Raw genomic sequence first — 16,833 nt, forward strand, 5'->3', positions numbered from 1 at the left:
GAAGGGGAAGTGCGAGGCGCGGAAGCGCAGGTCGACATCGTCGAACTCGAAGATCGCCTACACGAACTCTTCCAGAACCCATTTCAGGTTCGCCATCGAGATGTCTTTGTCGATGGCCAGCCCTTCGACCTGATGGAACATCGGCGTGTGGGTCTGGTCATAATCGGCGCGATACACACCGCCCGGACAGATTACGCGGATCGGCGCGCCCTGCAATTCCATCGAGCGGATCTGGACCGGCGAGGTATGTGTGCGCAGCACATGCGGCGGGCGGTTATCACCCTCGGCACGGTGCATGTAGAACGTGTCCATCTCGGCCCGTGCAGGGTGGTGGCCGGGGATGTTCAAGGCGTCAAAGTTATGCCAGTCGGTTTCGATCCGCGGCCCTTCGGCCACCGAGAAACCCAGTTCGGCAAAGATCGCGGTCAACTCCTCGGTCGCCTGGCTGACCGGGTGGATCGAGCCCTGACGGCGCGCGCGGGTCGGTAGTGTAACGTCGAGCCACTCGGTGCGCAGACGCTCATCCAGCGCGGCGTCGGCAAGCGCGGCCTTTTTGGCAGAAAGCGCCGAGTTGATCTCATCCTTCAGGGCGTTCAGCGCGGGGCCTGCGACCTGACGTTCCTCGGGGGTCATCTTGCCCAGCTCGCGCATCTTCAGCGCGACCTCGCCCTTTTTGCCCACGGCAGCGACGCGGATCGCCTCAAGCGCGTTTTCGTCGCCAGCTTCGGCGATTTGGCCCAGATATTTTGCCTTAAGATCGTCCATGACGCCCTCTGAATTTGGTCGCCAACCTGCTATCGGCCCCGCCCCGCGAATGCAAGCGGGACGGTGGGGATCAATAGCTGTATTCGGGATAAATCCGGGTCAGATCGCCATTCCAGTCGCCATTGTAGTGATCCAGCAACTCATCTGCGGGCACCTTGCCCGTATCGATGCTGTCCTTGAGCGCGTTCAAGAAATGCGTCTCGTCCTGCACCAGACCACCTGCACCGGGGCGCGCGCGGGATGCAAGTCCGGCCTCTGCGATCGAGACCACTTCGCGCGCCAGATCATGCATGTTGATGTTGCCAACCTGCGCTTGCAGGCCATCCTTGGCAGCCTCAACCCGCAGCGCTTCGCGCGTCTCGGCATCCCAGCCTTTGACCAGATCCCAAGCGGCATCCAGTGCGGTTTGATCATAGGTCAGACCAACCCAGAAGGCAGGCAGCGCACAGAGCCTGCGCCATGGGCCACCATCGGCGCCGCGCATCTCCATGAATTTCTTGATCCGCGCTTCGGGAAATGCCGTGGTCAGGTGATCGGCCCAATCGGACAGAGTCGGCGTCTCACCGGGCAGTGCAGGCAGTTTGCCCTGCAGGAAGTCGCGGAACGACATGCCCAGCGCGTTGATATACTGGCCGTCGCGATAGACGAAATACATCGGTACATCGAGCGCATATTGTACATAGCGTTCGAACCCGAAGCCTTCTTCGAACACAAAGGGCAGCATGCCCGTCCGTGCATCGTCCAGATGCCGCCAGATATAACTGCGCCAGCTTTTCTGGCCGTTCACCTTGCCCTCGAAAAACGGAGAGTTCGCAAACAGCGCCGTCGCGACCGGCTGAAGGGCCAGCGCGACGCGCAGCTTCTGCACCATGTCGGCCTCGGACCCGAAGTCGATATTGACCTGAACCGTGCAGGTGCGCCGCATCATGGCGCGGCCCATGGTGCCGACTTTCTCCATATAATCGTTCATCAGCCGGTAACGGCCTTTGGGCATCAACGGCATCTCTTCATGGGTCCAGATCGGGGCTGCGCCCAGACCAATAAAGCCTACACCGATCTCATCGGCGATATCCTTCACTTCACGCAGGTGAGTGTTCACCTCATCACACGTTTCATGAATTGTCTCGAGCGGAGCGCCGGACAGTTCCAACGCACCGCCTGGTTCCAGGCTGACGTTCGCGCCGTCCTTCTCAAGCCCGATTAAATGTCCAGCTTCACGCACTTCAGCCCAGCCATGGCGGTCTCGCAGACCTTCCAGCACGGCCACAATCGACCGTTTGCCTTCAAACGGCAGTGGTTTCAGAGTGTCTTTGCAATAGCCGAACTTCTCATGCTCGGTTCCGATGCGCCAATCTTCCTTGGGCTTGCAGCCCGATTCCAGATATTCGGCCAGTTGCTCATGGCGTTCGATCGGTCCGCCGCCGGACTGGGGGATGGACATGTGACCCGTGCTCCGATCCTGATGTGTCTGTCTTGGCGGTCAGTCCTGAGCGCAAACCGCGCCAGTGTCAATGCAGCCTAAGGTGCGCAGGCCGTGACGGCGTGCGTTCCCAGATCACCACCGGATGTGCCGCACGACCGTTGAGTTCCGACAACATTTGCTCGGTTTTAAGCCCCGGAAGTGCTGAGAACACATCAAACAGTGCCTCGGCCCCTTCGGCGTTCACCGGAATGTGAAGGGTCGGCTGCCCTGGCTGATCCAAAACCCAATGCGCAGGTTGCGAGGTCGGATCCAACGCCAACCGCTCGATTTCGCGGGCTGCAACGATGCCGCCGTCGAGCGGGCCAAGATAGGTGATCTGGCCTTCATCAATAGTCACCACACCCGGTCCTCCCGCACCATTGCGAAAGCGCGCGCGTTGCACTCCGATCACCGCCAGTGCCATCGAGACGACGATCAGCAGCCACCCCAACCACGCCAGCAATCCACCAGGGCCGCTGATCCAGCTGAGGCCGAGGATCAGAACAAACCCTGCAACCAGCACTTCGCGCCAGCGCCACAGGGCCAGTTTGGCTTCGGGTCGAAAGAAACTCATGCCACGTCCTCCGGGTTTTTGAACAGGATCAGCGAGTATTGATCCGCAGGCTGGAACCCAATGGATATATAGGCCCGCGCTGCCGCATCGGAAGCCGCAAAGAGGACAGCTCTGGAAACTCCCGCGTCGCGCGCCTCAACCAGATGCAAGGCAACAGCCAAACGCGCATAGCCCCGCCCTCGTAAATCTGGTGGCGTGTAGACACCGCCGATCTGCACCACATCAGGCAGGCGGGCGTTGAAGCCGGTCATGCTGACCGGTAGGCCATTCTGCAGCAAAACTCGATGAGAATCCCGCTCGATATAGGTCTTGATGTCCTTCCCAGCCTGCGTCTGTGCGCGCACAGGATCAAAATCCATGGCTTCGATGAGGTAGCTTTCTCGCCAGTCTTCAAGGACCGAACGGTCTACATCAGTAAGCGGCATGAGATCTGCCCCACTGAAATCCGGTATTTGAAGTCGATCCAACGCCAGGGAAAACCCCGGCTCATCGCTGTTCAGGGTCGCGGGTCGCCCCTCCCAACCTGCCAACTGCATTATCCGACGAGCCTGCGTTGCCTCAGCCGCGATGCCGAACAGGGCCCGGCCTCGAATAAGGTCAATCGCTGCGGCAAGTTCGGTATCCGAACAGTCGGGACATTGCAGCAGGATCATGCCTTCATTTGTTATGGCAAAGACCGCACGCAACGGGCTGCCAAGCGTCCATGCATTCAACGACCGAGGATGCGTACCGCACAGGCCAAAATCCCGTAGATTGGCCAAAGGGAACATCGATGTTTGGATATGTTGGGACAAAAACGAGTCGATCCTGGACAGGTCCGTTTCCTGCGCCAATTGCCACGTCACGTCCAATCTCCCAACGATTGCTGCCACATTGTCATCGCCGCAACGGCTGCTGTATCGGCGCGCAGGATGCGTGGGCCGAGGCTGACCACATGGGTAAATGGCAGCTCTGCCAACCGTTTGCGTTCGGGCTCGGAAAACCCGCCCTCGGGGCCGATCAGGATCGCCCACGGCTTGCCTTTCTCATTCTCTGCCAAGCGCAGGGCCGAGCCGGCTTCTGCCTCGTCACAGAACATCAATTGGCGATCATCGGGCCACGCGCCCAGGATACGATCCAATCGCTGGAGGTCAGCGACCTCAGGCACAAAAGTGCCGCCACATTGTTCGGCCGCCTCAATTGCGTGGGCCTGCAAGCGATCCTGCCGAATGCGCTCGGAGTTGGTGAATTCGGTCTGCACCGGTATGATCCGCGCGGCCCCCATTTCAGCTGCTTTTTCAACGATGAAATCGGTCCGCGCCTTCTTGATCGGTGCAAAGAGAAGCCACAGATCGGGCGGTAATTGCAGAGGTTTCGATTGCTCCACGCACGACAGAATTCCGCCTCGTTTACTTGCTTCTGCTACCTCTGCCTGCCACTCGCCATCGCTGCCATTGAACAGCGCGACCTGCCCCCCAACCGACAGGCGCATGACACCGAACAGATAATGCGCCTGCTCACGCGTCAAAGGAACCGATTGCCCCGGACCCAAAGGGTGCTCTACATACAGTCTGATCTTCGCATTCATGAGACCCTACATATGCAAGGCAATGCCCCAACACCAGACGGTCAGGTCGCCGATGCCGTAACCGGCAATTGGGTCGACACCCACGCCCCCGCCTTTGCCCGCCCTTACCTGCGGCTCAGCCGTGCAGACCGACCCATCGGCACATGGTTGCTGCTGATCCCCTGCTGGTGGGGTCTGGCGCTGGCCATCCTGAGCGACGGCACTCCACGGTGGGGGGATCTTTGGATCGCCGTTGGGTGTGCGATCGGCGCGTTTTTGATGCGTGGCGCGGGCTGTACGTGGAATGACATTACTGATCGTGAGTTTGACGGGAAGGTCGAGCGTACAAGGTCGCGCCCGATTCCCTCAGGCCAGGTGAGTGTCCGTCAGGCTGCATTCTGGATGGTGCTGCAATGTCTGTTGGCCCTGGCCATCCTTCTGACCTTCAACCGGGCCGCGATGGCGATGGGGGTTCTGTCTTTGCTGCCTGTTACCATCTATCCCTATGCGAAACGTTTTACGTGGTGGCCGCAGATTTTTCTGGGGCTGGCCTTCAACTGGGGCGCATTGCTAGCCTGGGCAGCACATACCGGCACCGTAGGCTGGCCTGCGATCATGCTTTATCTGTCAGGAATCGCCTGGACTTTGTTCTACGACACGATCTACGCCCATCAGGATGCCGAGGATGACGAGCTGATCGGCATCAAGTCCACCGCGCGCCTGTTTGGCACTGATACCGCCCGTTGGCTCAAGTATTTTCTGATTGGAACCGTCAGTCTAATGGCCTTTGCAATTATCGACGCGGCTTTGCCCGGGACATCGGTTCTTGCTTTGGCGGTCGCCCTTGGCGGGCCCTGGGCGATGGGGTGGCATCTGGCCTGGCAATTGCGGGGGCTGGACACGGAGGACAACGCCAAATTGCTGCAGCTTTTCCGGGCCAATCGCGACACCGGCTTGATTCCGCTGATCTTCCTCTGCGTCGCCCTTTTCCTCTGATTGCACCTCTGTGCTGCGCTCTGTATGAGTCCCGGAACCAACCGCCCGAGGAGTCTCGATTTCGCCCATGCGTCTGCCTTACGCCCTAGCTGTTGCGTTGATTTTCGCGGTGTCCGCCGTGCTATCGCTGGTGGTCGCTGGATTTGCGGTCAGCAAGATCGAAGACGCCTCGGAACTGGCCGTGCGAAAGGCCTTGAACTTGCAGGGCCATGATTGGGCCGAAGTCGAATCCGACGGCCTGCGTGTCGTTCTGACCGGCACGGCCCCGACTGAGGCGACCCGATTCAACGCCCTGATCGCTGCGGGCACCGAGGTCGACACCTCGCGCGTCATTGACGAGATGGAGGTTGCTCCCACCGCCGATCTGACACCGCCCCGCTTTTCTACCGAGATCTTGCGCAATGACAGTGGAATTTCGATTATCGGGCTAGTACCTGCGGCTCTGGATCGCGATGATCTGGTAGACAGGCTGCAACGCCTTGATCGGGACGCGTCAGTTTCGGACCTGATGGAAAGTGCCGACTATCCCAAGCCAGACGGTTGGGATCAGGCAATCGACTATGCGATCGAAGCGCTCTCGGATTTGCCACGGGCCAAGATATCTGCCAGCCCAGGGTTGGTGCGTATCACGGCCATTGCCGATAGCCAGCAAGAGAAAGACCAGCTGGAACAAGACCTGAGCCGCGCCGCGCCACCAGGTCTGCGAATCGGCCTTTCGATTTCGGCACCTCGCCCGGTAATCACACCATTCACGCTGCGCTATCTGATAGATGAGGATGGCGGGCAGTTTGATGCGTGCTCGGCCCAGGATGAAGTTGCGCGCGACATCATCGTCGCTGCAGCACAAAAGGCCGGATTAACCGGCCCCTATTCCTGCACCATTGGGCTAGGCGTACCGTCTCCGCGTTGGGCGAATGCAGCGCAGCTCAGCATTCGTGCGCTATCCGAACTTGGTCAGGGTTCAGTTACTCTGTCGGATGCAGATATCACTCTAGTTGCCACACAAGGGACAAACCCTTTGGAGTTCGACCGCATCGTGGGAGAGCTCGAAAATACGCTGCCCGAGGTTTTCGCCTTGCATGCAGTTCTTCCCGAACCCGAACCGGATGACCCGACTGGGCCTATTGAATTCGTCGCAACACGTAGCCCTGAGGGTTTGGTTCAACTGCGTGGCCGTCTGAGTGACGAAACGCTGCGTGAAATGACCGACAGCTTTGCACGTGCCGCCTTTGGATCATTGCAGGTGCACACAGCCACCCGGATTGCACCGGACCTGCCCGCGGATTGGCCCATACGCGTCTTGGCCGGGCTGGAGGCACTGTCGCAACTGCACAATGGCGCCCTGACCGTTACGCCGGACAATGTAGCACTGTCGGGCATCAGCCATGATCCCGACGCCAAGGCCCGGATCGCCGGCATGCTATCGGACAAGCTGGGCGAGGCGCAGGATTACACCCTGTCAATCACCTATCAGGAGCCGCCCGCACCCGCCGACGCGCCGCCCGACCCTGAGGTCTGCGAAGAGCAGCTGGCCGAGGTTCAGGCCGCCAGAAAAATTGCGTTCGAACCGGGATCAGCCACCGTCGCAGCAGACTCGCGCGATGCCCTGAACCAGATCGCGGACATCCTGCGTGAATGTGGCCCCATCCGGTTGGAGATTCAGGGCCATACCGACAGTCAGGGCCGTGAAGAGATGAACCAGCAGCTCAGCCAGTCGCGCGCGCAGTCGATCCTGAACGAATTGCGCGGACGGCGCGTGCCGACCTCAAGCTTTTCTGCGGTCGGGTATGGCGAGACGCAGCCCATCGCCGATAACGAAACCGAAGAAGGCCGCGAAGAGAACCGCCGCATCGAGTTTCGCCTGATCCGTCCTGAACCCGTGGCCAACACCCTGACCGGGCTTGAGGCGATGGAAGCCGAGGCCGAATCTGAGGCCGAAATCGAGACACCTGAAACCGACGCACCGGATGCAGGCTCAGAGGACCAGTAAGTTGAACAGAACAGAATTCATCATCGCCACAGCCATCATCCTGTTCGCAGCTTTCTGCATGGGTTGGTTCGCCAACTGGCTGGCCCATCGGCTGTCCCGTGTTCGCCAAAGCGACGTGGCCGATCTTGACCGCATGAGTCAGGAACTGCACGAGGCCGAAGAAACACGCGATCAGGCAATCACATATCTTCAGCAGCGCGAGGCAGAGCTGACCAACCAGCTGACTCAAACCGAAGCCGAGTTGAATGCCGCAATGGAAGGGCTGCGCGCGGCGCGGCAGGAAGCCGAAGAGATGCGCGGGCGGATCAACAACGCAGACTAGGCACCCTACCAGCGGGTCAGCGCGTCTTCATCCTCGTCCTTGGCAGCCACCCATTCTGCTCCGGACGTGGTGATTTCCTTCTTCCAGAATGGCGCGCGAGACTTGAGGTAATCCATCAGATATTCCGCCGCCTCAAACGCATCTTTGCGGTGCGGTGCGGCGGTGGCGACCATCATGATACGGTCACCCGGCGCAAGCCTTCCGTGGCGGTGGATCACCAGAACGTTGCCCAGTGACCAACGGGCTTGCGCCTCTTCCGCTATCTTGGTTAGGGCGCGTTCGGTCATGCCGGGATAGTGCTCGATCTCCATCACATCCAGATCGCCCGAAGCCAGATCGCGCACAACGCCTGTGAAGGTCACGATGGCCCCGTTGGCATCGTCCCCGGCGGCAAAAGCGTTGGCTTCGGCCCCCAGATCGAACGGGGCCTCCTGCACGACGATCCGCATTCTAGCCACCCGTCATGGGCGGAAAGAACGCAACCTCGCGCACACCGGTCAGTGGGGCGTCAAAATCCGAAAGCTCTTGGTCCAGCGCCACGCGCAAGGCCGACAGATCGGCAAAGGCAGCAGCATAGCGATCCTCACGCGCGCTCAGTTCCGCGACCAAATCGCTGACTGTTGCGGCCTCAGTTTCTATCTTCTCTTTCGGCAGGCCGATGCGTTCGCGCACCCAGGCGAAATACAGCACGTTCATCGGTTAGCTCTCCTTCAGGTGGGGCATGGCTTTACGTAGGTAGTCATAGCCTGTGATCAATGTCAGCGTCGCGGCAATCCAGAGCAGCCATAGCCCGATACGACCTGACCAGAACATGGCCTCAAGATGCCAGCGGATGTTGTTCAGGTCCTCGACCTGCCCTGCTAGAACCTGATCAATGATTGTCGCATCCATGCCAAACGTGGCCATCACAAAATGGTGCTCGAATATCCCCTGCGAGAACAGGATCGCGATCGCTACCATCTGTGCCGTCGTTTTCCACTTGGCCAGCTTGGTGACCTTCAGGGTTCCGGCCACATCGCCCAGATACTCTCGCAAGCCTGAGACAAAGACTTCGCGAAACAGGATCACTGTCGCGGGCAGGACCAGCCATGGTGTCCAGTGTTCAGTCGAATAGCCCACCAATATCATCAGCGCGATTACCACCATTGCCTTGTCGGCAATGGGATCCAGCATAGCGCCAATCTTCGTTTCCTGTTTCCAGGCGCGCGCCAGATACCCGTCGAACCAATCGGTGATCGCCGCTGACAGGAACAGAATCAAAGCAAACCAATCCGCATAGGGACGGGTGAAATACAGAAACATCACGGCGAGACCGGGGGCCGCCACAAGGCGCAGTACAGTCAGAATATTCGGCAGGTTCCATTTCATGGCTTGGACCCTACATCGCCGGGTCAAGACAGAAAAGACAGGGTCTTAAAAAACTGACCCAGCACAAGCGTTTGCTGTCTTAAAAGTCAAAGCGTCGCAGCGGTGGTCACATTACAGGTTTCGTCTTGGCACTTGATTGCTTTGGCGTCAGATTGTCGGCTGGCCAACCAGACAACACCCCAGAGCTGACATGACACCGCATATTCAAACCGATCCCCGGTCAAATCTGATCGGCAGCGCCTGGATGGTCGCCGCAATGGCGCTGTTCGCGCTGGAGGATGCGCTGCTTAAGGCGGCTTCGGCGTCGATCCCGATCTGGCAGGTGCTTGTACTGTTCGGTGCGGGTGGTGCTGTGATCTATGCAGCGGTTGCCACAGTACGTAGCACGCGTCTGTTCCAGCCCGACGTGTTGTCGCGCCCAATGAAGGTGCGTGTGGTCTTCGAGATTCTTGGACGTTTGTTCTATGTGCTGGCGATCGCTTTGACGCCACTGTCATCGGCCACGGTGATCCTGCAGGCCACACCACTGGTTGTCGTCGCAGGGGCCGCGTTGTTCTTTGGAGAATCCGTCGGCTGGCGGCGATGGAGCGCCATTTTGATCGGTCTTGTTGGCGTTGTGATCATCATCCAACCGACCGGAGACAGCTTCTCGGCCCTGTCAATCCTTGCCGTGCTGGGGATGCTCGGCTTTGCGGGGCGCGATCTGGCCAGCCGCGCCGCACCCGCAACACTGGGCACCGAAGTTCTGGGGTTCTATGGCTTCCTCTGCATCATTGTCGCGGGTTTGGCTTATCGATTCTGGGAAGGAACACCGCTGCAAACTCTGACGCCTAATGTCAGCCTGCACATGGGCGGGGCGATTGTGATGGGGGTCATGGCCTATGCCGCGCTGATGAAGGCGATGCGCACCGGCGAGGTCTCATCTGTGACGCCGTTTCGCTATTCGCGGCTGTTATTCGGTATCGGCTTGGGCGTGTTGATGTTTGGCGAGCGATTGGATCAGACCATGTGGATTGGCTGCGGCCTCATCGTGGCGTCGGGCCTCTATATCCTTTGGCGGGGGCGAAAAGCCTAGCCCTTGTCATGGAAGAAGTCATAGACCTTCTGCGCCAACCCGGCTGAAATCCCCTCGACGGCTTTAAGATCCGCCAAATTGGCTCGGCTCACCGCTTTGGCGCTGCCGAAATGAGTCAGCAGGGCGCGTTTGCGCGCGGCCCCGACGCCGGGGATTTCGTCCAGTGGCGTTGCACCAACCGCCTTGGCGCGTTTCGCGCGATGGGTGCCGATGGCAAAGCGATGCGCCTCATCCCGCAAGCGCTGGATAAAGTACAATACGGGATCGTTGCGTTTCAGCGCAAAAGGGCGCTGCCCGATGCGGTGGAATTCTTCCTTGCCGTGATCGCGATCGACACCCTTAGCGACACCGACCATCGGGATATCCTCGACCCCGTGCTGGGCCATGATCTCATTCACGGCGCTCACCTGCCCTGCACCACCGTCGATCAGCAGCAGATCGGGCCAATGCCCTTTGTCCCGATCCGGATCTTCCTTTTGCAGGCGCGTAAAACGGCGGGTCAGGACCTCTTTCATCATGCCGAAGTCATCGCCGGGGGTTAGATCATCGCCGCGGATGTTGAACTTGCGATAGGCGTTTTTCATGAACCCCTCTGGGCCCGCGACGATCATGCCACCCACGGCATTGGTGCCTTGAATGTGAGAGTTGTCATAAACTTCGATCCGGTTCGGTGGCGCGTCCAGATCAAAGGCCTCGGCCACACCGCGTAGCAATTTGGCCTGCGTGGCACTTTCCGACATCCGCCGGGCCAGCGATTCACGTGCGTTGCGCAAGGCACCGGCGATCAGTTCCTGCTTTTCACCGCGCTGGGGCACCAGGATTTCCACCTTGCGTCCAGCTTTTTCCGACAATGCCTCCTGCATCAGATCGGCATTCTCGATTGCATCAGACAGGATCAACTGCCGGGGTGGTTCCTTGTTGTCATAGAACTGGCCCAGGAACGCTTCCATCGCCTCAGCCGGTGACACATCCGGGCCGACGCGCGGATAGAAATCGCGGTTACCCCAGTTCTGGTTGGCGCGGATGAAGAACACCTGAACGCAGGCTTGCCCGCTGTCCATGTAGAGGCCAATGACGTCAGCCTCGGCCACGCCGCGCGGGTTGATGCCCTGAGACGTCTGCACCTGCGTCAGCGCCCGGATACGGTCGCGCAGACCGGCGGCCCGTTCGAACTCCATCGCCTCGGAGGCAGCCATCATCTGCGCGGCGAGATCTTCCTGCACTTTGGTAGATCGGCCTGACAGGAACCTTTCGGCATCCTTAACGCTTTCACGATAGTCGGCTTCCGAGATCAGTTCGACGCACGGTCCAGAACATCGCTTGATCTGATAGAGCAAACACGGCCGGGTCCGGCTATCGAACATGGAATCCGAACAGTTCCGCAGCAGGAACGCCTTTTGCAGCTGGTTCAGCGTCCTGTTCACCGCGCCTGCACTGGCGAAGGGGCCGAAATAAGCCCCCTTTTCTTTCTTCGCCCCTCGGTGCTTTTTGATCTGCGGAAAGGCATGATCCTTGGCGACCAGAATATTCGGGAAGCTTTTGTCATCCCGCAACAATACGTTGTATTTGGGCTTGAGCTGCTTGATCAGGTTCTGTTCCAGCAGCAGCGCCTCGGTCTCGGTCCGAGTGGTCAGAAACATCATCGAGGCAGTTGCGGCGATCATTTTCTCGATCCGACCCGAGTGCCCCGGGCGGGTGTAGTTCGATACCCTCGCCTTCAGGTTTCGCGCTTTACCTACGTAAAGAACTCGGCTGTCCCCATCCAACATCCGATACACACCCGGCGAGCTGTCCAGCGTTTTCACATAACGCTGAATGCAGGCATAGCCGTTGGCTTGGGTCGACGATTCGGAATCAGTGCTAGCGGTCATGAGTCTGAGATATGATTCTCTGACCATGGCTGCAATCTTGTGCGCTTCAGATCAAGAGAAAACAAATCCACGGCTTCTGTGGATAACTGTGCAGATAACTTTTGGGGCATCACGATTTTCCCTTGAATCCTTGCCTTTTCGTTGATCTGCACAAAAAATAGGCAGGAAATTATGACGTTGTTTTTAAAGGATAATTTTCTTGATCTGCGACAAGTGTATGAAAATTAAGACATTTTTGTAACGCTCGAGTAACAGAGATGAGAGCGGTGCAAAACTTGCAGCAGATTTACTTATTCTACACCAAGAACATCGGGTGTTTGCCAACCCAAATGTTGCCCACCATCGACGCAAAGAAGCTGCCCCGTAACGGCATGTGCATCCAGAAAGTATCCCAGCGCAGCAGTAATATCCGACGGGTTCGCGCCGCGCTCCAGAATCGTGTTCTGCCGCTGAGCGCTAAAATGAGCATCACTTTGGCGATGACCCTGCAGCGTTGGACCGGGGCCGATCGCGTTCACACGGATTGCGGGTGTCAGAGCCTGCGCTGCAGTCCGGGTCAAGGCCCACAACCCCATCTTGGCAATCGTGTATGACATGAACTCAGGCGTCAGTTTACGCACCCGCATATCCACCATGTTCACGATCAGCCCAATCGCCAGAGGCTCTCCCTGATCATCAAGCTCCGGCTGCAACCCCTGCTCGGCCATGGCTTGGGTCAGTACGAATGGTGCGCGCAGGTTGCTGTCGAGATGCCGATCCCAGCTTTGGCGGGTAGCTGTGTGGATATTGTCATACTCAAATATCGATGCATTGTTGACCAGACAGGTGATCGGACCACCCAGCGCCTCAGCTGCACGCGGCAGCAATGAGCTGACTTGCGCCTCATCAAGCAGATCGGTCTGCAGCGCAACTGACCTTCGGCCCAGCGCCTGAACCTCATCAACCGTTTCACGCGCGGCCTGAGCCGAACTGGAATAGTGCACAGCGACATCCATGCCGCGCTGCGCCAAATACAGCGCCATGGCACGACCAAGGCGTTTACCGGCACCGGTCACCAATGCTCGGGTCATGGGCTCATTCTCCTCGTCAGGTCAGGCTAACAGGCTTGCAACATAGATCACATAGAGCGCTGTCAAGATCAGGCCCCAGACGCGTGTGATATCTTTCTTGAAGAATACAAAAGGAACCAACAAGAGCGACGCGCCGAGCATCACCCACAGATCGAAACGCAGGAATTCAGGATCGACGGGAATACGCCCAAACAAGGTCGTAATGCCGACAATGGCCAGCAGATTGAACATGTTCGATCCGATGACGTTACCCAGTGCCACATCCGCTTGTCGCCTCAGGGCAGCCATGACGGTTGTCGACAGTTCCGGCAGGGACGTACCCACCGCGATCAGCGTAAGGCCGATCACTGTTTCGCTCACACCATAGTTCCGGGCAATGACGGTCGCATTTTCGACCAGCAGATGCGCACCCATTGGCAGTCCGATCAAGCCGAGGATCAGGTAGATCGCCACCTTCCAATAAGGCATGTCAGGATCTGCTTCCTCAAGACCCTCAAGCTCGTCCTCATCGGCACAAGCTTCACCACAGGCTTTCCGGTGCGCATGTGCTTCGCGAAACGCGTTGCCGAGGATCAGAGCCAACGCAGCCAGCAAAATTGCCCCGCTGAGCAGATTAAAGACCCCGCAAAAAGCCAACCCGATAAATAACACCGACGCCAGAAGCATGAAGATGTAGTTCTTGCGGCTGTCGCACTCGCTTGTGTGCAAGGTCGCCAGAAGCGCGGGCAATCCCAGAACCAGCAATATATTCGCTGTATTCGAGCCCACCACGTTACCCAACGCAATGCCCGGCGCGTTTTCCTTGATGGCGCTGATCGCAATCAGCAGCTCAGGGGCCGAAGTTCCGAATGCAACGATTGTCAGGCTGACGATCAGAGCGGGAACCCCCAACCGCAGGCTGAGGTTCACGGCCCCTCGCACCAGCGCGTCGCCTGCCAACAACAGGATCAGCAGCCCGAGGCCGGAGAACAGCCATGCCGTCATCCACGGCCTCCTTCTTCGCAAGGACACGGGCCTTTGCCGATCCTAAACCGCCCACAACGCGGACATTTCGCAGAACTCAATCGTTTCTGTCCAGGAAAGCGTAGCTTGCCGAACATCGCCAGAACGCCCATGGCGATCAGGAACAAGGTGACTGCTTTGATGATCACTCTACAACCCGAAACGCGCGTAGGCAGCGCGCTCCTCAATACCGGCTATGGCATTCTGCGCCAGCGTAGCGCCGAAGCGCGACCAGATCGGTTTGCGCAGGCCATAGCGGCGGAACCTGACTTTGTCGCCAAACTTCTCCTGCATCTTGGGCTTCAGATGGGCAATACCATCGATCAGGCCCAGCTGTTGCGCGCGACGGGCCAGCCAGACCTCGCCGTTGAACAGATCAGCGCTGCTGTCCAGCTTGCCGTCCCGGCGAGATTTCACATGGGTTATGAAATTCTCGTGGATATCGCCCAGCAGCACTTTGAGCCGTGCAATGTCTTCTTTCTTTTCCGGAGCAAACGGGTCGAGCATTGATTTCGACTGACCCGCAGTATGTACGCGCCGTTCAAAGCCCTGACGTGCCAGAAAAACATGCGCGCCAAATCCCGACGATATCACGCCGATCGACCCCAGAACCGAACTGTCATCGGCCCAAATCTCATCCGCTGAAACCGCCAACCAATATCCACCCGAAGCCGCCACGTCTTCGACGAAGGCGTAGACAGGGATCTTAAGCTCTTCCGCCAGCTGTTGGATACGCGCACCGATTAATGAGCTTTGAACGGGGGAGCCGCCCGGCGAATTGATCTCCAGCGCGACCGCAGCGGGCTTGCCCTTGCGAAAGGCTTTCTCCAACACCGGTGCCAGAGCGGTCGCGTTCATCGACCCTCGCCCGGCCATTCCAATGGCACCGGACAGGCGAACAACGGCCACAAGTGGCGGCTTTTTCATGAAGGGCAGGCTGAGTTTCATGGAAGCCGATGTAGAGCGCGCCGGAGCCGTAAACAAGAGACCCGAAGCGCCATAAACGCGACGTGAACCAATTTCACACACCTGATGGGCAAAAATGCAACGCCCTAGCTGCGGATGCGCCAACCGGTTTTGAAGATCCAGCCAATGATCGCGAGGCATATTCCGGTGAAGGCCAGTATGGCCAGAAGGCTCCAAAATATCGGGACATCTGCGATACCATAGAATGACCAGCGGAACCCGGAAATCAGATAAACCACGGGGTTGAACAGAGTGATCGTCTGCCAAAGCGGAGGTAGCATCGAGATCGAGTAAAACGTCCCACCCAGAAAAATCAGGGGCGTCACAACAAGCTGGGGGACAAGCGACATCTGTTCAAAATTACCCGCCCAGATACCCACGATGAAACCCAGCAAGGAAAAGCTGAGGCAGGACAGGATCAGGAAAGCCGCCATAGCAAACGGGTGTTCAATGCGAATGTCCACAAAGAACGTCGCAGTGGCCAGAATGACAAGACCTACAAACAGTGCCTTAGTTGCGGCCGCGCCCACATAGCCAATCACAATCTCGATGAAATTGATGGGGGCTGAAAGTAACTCATAAATCGTACCCAAGAATTTGGGGAAGTAGATGCCAAAGGACGCGTTCGAGATTGATAGCATCACTACGGACAACATGATCAGACCCGGCACAATGAAGGCCCCGTAGGACACGCCTTCGATCTCTTGAATGCGACTGCCGATGGCAGTGCCAAACACCACGAAATAAAGCGAGGTCGACAGGACCGGAGACAAAAAACTCTGCGCCAGTGTGCGAAAGAATCGGGCCATTTCAAACCGGTAGATGGCAGTAATAGCGGACCAGTTCATGCGGGTTCTCCGGACACGAGGTTGACGAAAATCTCTTCAAGGCTCGATTGCCGCGTCTGCACATCACGCAGCACTAAACCGGCCTGTGCAACATCATTGAGAAGAGTGGTGATGCCCGTGCGCTCGGCATTGGTGTCGTAAGTATAGATCAGCGCATCGCCTGCACCGTTGAGCGTCAGTTGATGATCGGACAGAACGTCGGGAACGGATAAAATGGGCTCGGTCAACATGACCTCAATCTGCTTTTTGCCCATCTGCGCCATTAATGTGTCTTTGTCCTGCACGAGCAAAAGCTCACCCTTGTCGATGACACCCACACGGTCGGCGATTGCCTCGGCTTCCTCGATGTAGTGAGTGGTCAGGATGATGGTGACACCAGCCTGCTTCAATTCGGCCACGATCTCCCACATGTCCTTACGTAGCTCGACATCTACGCCGGCGGTGGGTTCATCCAGAAACAGCACCCTTGGCTCATGCGCCAAGGCTTTCGCGATCAGCACACGTCGCTTCATGCCTCCGGATAGTTCCTTGATTGCGTTACGGCGTTTGTCCCATAGGGACAGCTTGCGCAGGATTTCCTCGATCCTGGCGTTGTCTCCGCTATGACCGAACAGCCCGCGCGAAAAGCGGACAGTGTTCCAGACCTTCTCGAACGGTTCCAGCGCGATTTCCTGCGGCACCAGCCCAATCATCTTGCGGGCTGCGCGATACTCGGTCTGGATGTCATGGCCACCTACGGTGACCGAGCCCGAAGTCGGCGTGGTAATACCGCACACAGTCGAGATCAGCGTTGTTTTACCCGCCCCATTGGGGCCCAACAGCGCTAGAATCTCACCTTCTTCAATGTCCAGAGACACACCTTTCAGCGCCTCAAACCCATCGGCATAAGACTTCCGCAAATCCCGGATCGACAATATGGTCGTCATGCGTACCCTCGTTCTGACCCCGCAACCTATCGTGACGGACCATCGTCGAACA

General features: G+C 58.2%; 17 protein-coding genes and 1 pseudogene. 4 read left to right on the plus strand and 14 right to left on the minus strand.

All coding sequences use genetic code 11. The annotated features are described in order from the left end of the window. Positions 1–60 precede the first annotated feature (60 nt). The 5 genes and pseudogenes from ACRZ9U_RS18090 to ACRZ9U_RS18110 all read right to left on the minus strand — a co-directional run. Positions 61–765: pseudogene (locus tag ACRZ9U_RS18090) on the minus strand (tRNA ligase subunit PheS family protein); the annotation flags it as partial. A 70-nt stretch (positions 766–835) separates the two neighbouring features. Continuing rightward, positions 836–2,206 (minus strand): glutamate--cysteine ligase, encoded by a 1,371-nt coding sequence (locus tag ACRZ9U_RS18095; RefSeq protein WP_170408403.1) that lies wholly within the window; start codon positions 2,204–2,206, stop codon positions 836–838. A 67-nt stretch (positions 2,207–2,273) separates the two neighbouring features. Continuing rightward, a complete protein-coding gene (locus ACRZ9U_RS18100) occupies positions 2,274–2,801 on the minus strand; it encodes a hypothetical protein (RefSeq protein ID WP_170408404.1) in 528 nt (175 codons plus the stop codon). After that, positions 2,798–3,646: a GNAT family N-acetyltransferase gene (locus tag ACRZ9U_RS18105; RefSeq protein WP_170408405.1), complete on the minus strand. Its 849-nt coding sequence runs from the start codon at positions 3,644–3,646 to the stop codon at positions 2,798–2,800. The genes ACRZ9U_RS18100 and ACRZ9U_RS18105 overlap by 4 nt, the downstream gene beginning before the upstream one ends. After that, a complete protein-coding gene (locus tag ACRZ9U_RS18110) occupies positions 3,643–4,368 on the minus strand; it encodes a 16S rRNA (uracil(1498)-N(3))-methyltransferase (protein WP_170408406.1) in 726 nt (241 codons plus the stop codon). The genes ACRZ9U_RS18105 and ACRZ9U_RS18110 overlap by 4 nt, the downstream gene beginning before the upstream one ends. A 12-nt stretch (positions 4,369–4,380) precedes the next feature. Here ACRZ9U_RS18110 and ubiA point away from each other — a divergent pair, with 12 nt between their 5' ends. The 3 genes from ubiA to ACRZ9U_RS18125 all read left to right on the plus strand — a co-directional run bounded on the left by ubiA (position 4,381) and on the right by ACRZ9U_RS18125 (position 7,655). After that, the gene (ubiA, locus tag ACRZ9U_RS18115; protein ID WP_170408407.1) at positions 4,381–5,343 is read left to right on the plus strand and encodes a 4-hydroxybenzoate octaprenyltransferase; all 963 of its coding nucleotides are present in this window, start codon (positions 4,381–4,383) and stop codon (positions 5,341–5,343) included. Between the two features lie 67 nt (positions 5,344–5,410). Beyond that, positions 5,411–7,333, plus strand: coding sequence for an OmpA family protein (locus ACRZ9U_RS18120; RefSeq protein ID WP_170408408.1), 1,923 nt, complete (start codon positions 5,411–5,413; stop codon positions 7,331–7,333). A 1-nt stretch (position 7,334) separates the two neighbouring features. Further along, on the plus strand, positions 7,335–7,655 hold the full coding sequence (locus tag ACRZ9U_RS18125; RefSeq protein ID WP_170395619.1) for a hypothetical protein: 321 nt from the start codon (positions 7,335–7,337) through the stop codon (positions 7,653–7,655). Positions 7,656–7,660: 5 nt separating this feature from the next. Here the strand turns inward: ACRZ9U_RS18125 and ACRZ9U_RS18130 are convergent, their stop codons facing one another. The 3 genes from ACRZ9U_RS18130 to pgsA are packed head-to-tail and all read right to left on the minus strand — an operon-like array spanning position 7,661 to position 9,023. Continuing rightward, positions 7,661–8,104 (minus strand): molybdopterin synthase catalytic subunit, encoded by a 444-nt coding sequence (locus ACRZ9U_RS18130; RefSeq protein WP_170408409.1) that lies wholly within the window; start codon positions 8,102–8,104, stop codon positions 7,661–7,663. A gap of 1 nt (position 8,105) precedes the next feature. Next, positions 8,106–8,351 (minus strand): molybdopterin converting factor subunit 1, encoded by a 246-nt coding sequence (moaD, locus tag ACRZ9U_RS18135; RefSeq protein WP_170395615.1) that lies wholly within the window; start codon positions 8,349–8,351, stop codon positions 8,106–8,108. Positions 8,352–8,354: 3 nt separating this feature from the next. Next, complete coding sequence (gene pgsA, locus ACRZ9U_RS18140) at positions 8,355–9,023, minus strand: CDP-diacylglycerol--glycerol-3-phosphate 3-phosphatidyltransferase (protein ID WP_170408410.1); 669 nt, start codon at positions 9,021–9,023, stop codon at positions 8,355–8,357. Between the two features lie 190 nt (positions 9,024–9,213). On the opposite strand from pgsA, the gene ACRZ9U_RS18145 reads away from it, so the two are divergent. Further along, positions 9,214–10,098 carry a DMT family transporter gene (locus ACRZ9U_RS18145; protein WP_170408411.1) on the plus strand — a complete coding sequence of 295 codons (885 nt, stop codon included), beginning with the start codon at positions 9,214–9,216 and terminating at the stop codon, positions 10,096–10,098. Here ACRZ9U_RS18145 and uvrC read toward each other — a convergent pair. The 6 genes from uvrC to ACRZ9U_RS18175 all read right to left on the minus strand — a co-directional run bounded on the left by uvrC (position 10,095) and on the right by ACRZ9U_RS18175 (position 16,781). Beyond that, positions 10,095–11,969 carry an excinuclease ABC subunit UvrC gene (gene uvrC, locus ACRZ9U_RS18150; RefSeq protein WP_170408412.1) on the minus strand — a complete coding sequence of 625 codons (1,875 nt, stop codon included), beginning with the start codon at positions 11,967–11,969 and terminating at the stop codon, positions 10,095–10,097. The two genes, ACRZ9U_RS18145 and uvrC, sit on opposite strands and share 4 nt — an antisense overlap. 290 nt (positions 11,970–12,259) lie before the next feature. Next, positions 12,260–13,039, minus strand: coding sequence for an SDR family oxidoreductase (locus tag ACRZ9U_RS18155; RefSeq protein WP_170408413.1), 780 nt, complete (start codon positions 13,037–13,039; stop codon positions 12,260–12,262). A gap of 21 nt (positions 13,040–13,060) precedes the next feature. Continuing rightward, the gene (locus tag ACRZ9U_RS18160; protein WP_170395605.1) at positions 13,061–14,023 is read right to left on the minus strand and encodes a calcium/sodium antiporter; all 963 of its coding nucleotides are present in this window, start codon (positions 14,021–14,023) and stop codon (positions 13,061–13,063) included. Positions 14,024–14,191: 168 nt separating this feature from the next. Further along, a complete protein-coding gene (locus ACRZ9U_RS18165; RefSeq protein WP_170408414.1) occupies positions 14,192–14,989 on the minus strand; it encodes a S49 family peptidase in 798 nt (265 codons plus the stop codon). Positions 14,990–15,093: 104 nt separating this feature from the next. Next, entirely contained in the window at positions 15,094–15,855 is a 762-nt protein-coding gene (locus ACRZ9U_RS18170) for an ABC transporter permease (protein ID WP_170395601.1), read from the minus strand. Next, the gene (locus tag ACRZ9U_RS18175) at positions 15,852–16,781 is read right to left on the minus strand and encodes an ABC transporter ATP-binding protein (RefSeq protein ID WP_170395599.1); all 930 of its coding nucleotides are present in this window, start codon (positions 16,779–16,781) and stop codon (positions 15,852–15,854) included. Before ACRZ9U_RS18175 ends, ACRZ9U_RS18170 begins: the two co-directional genes overlap by 4 nt. Positions 16,782–16,833: the final 52 nt, after the last annotated feature.

This window comes from Ruegeria sp. D7 (assembly GCF_056534355.1).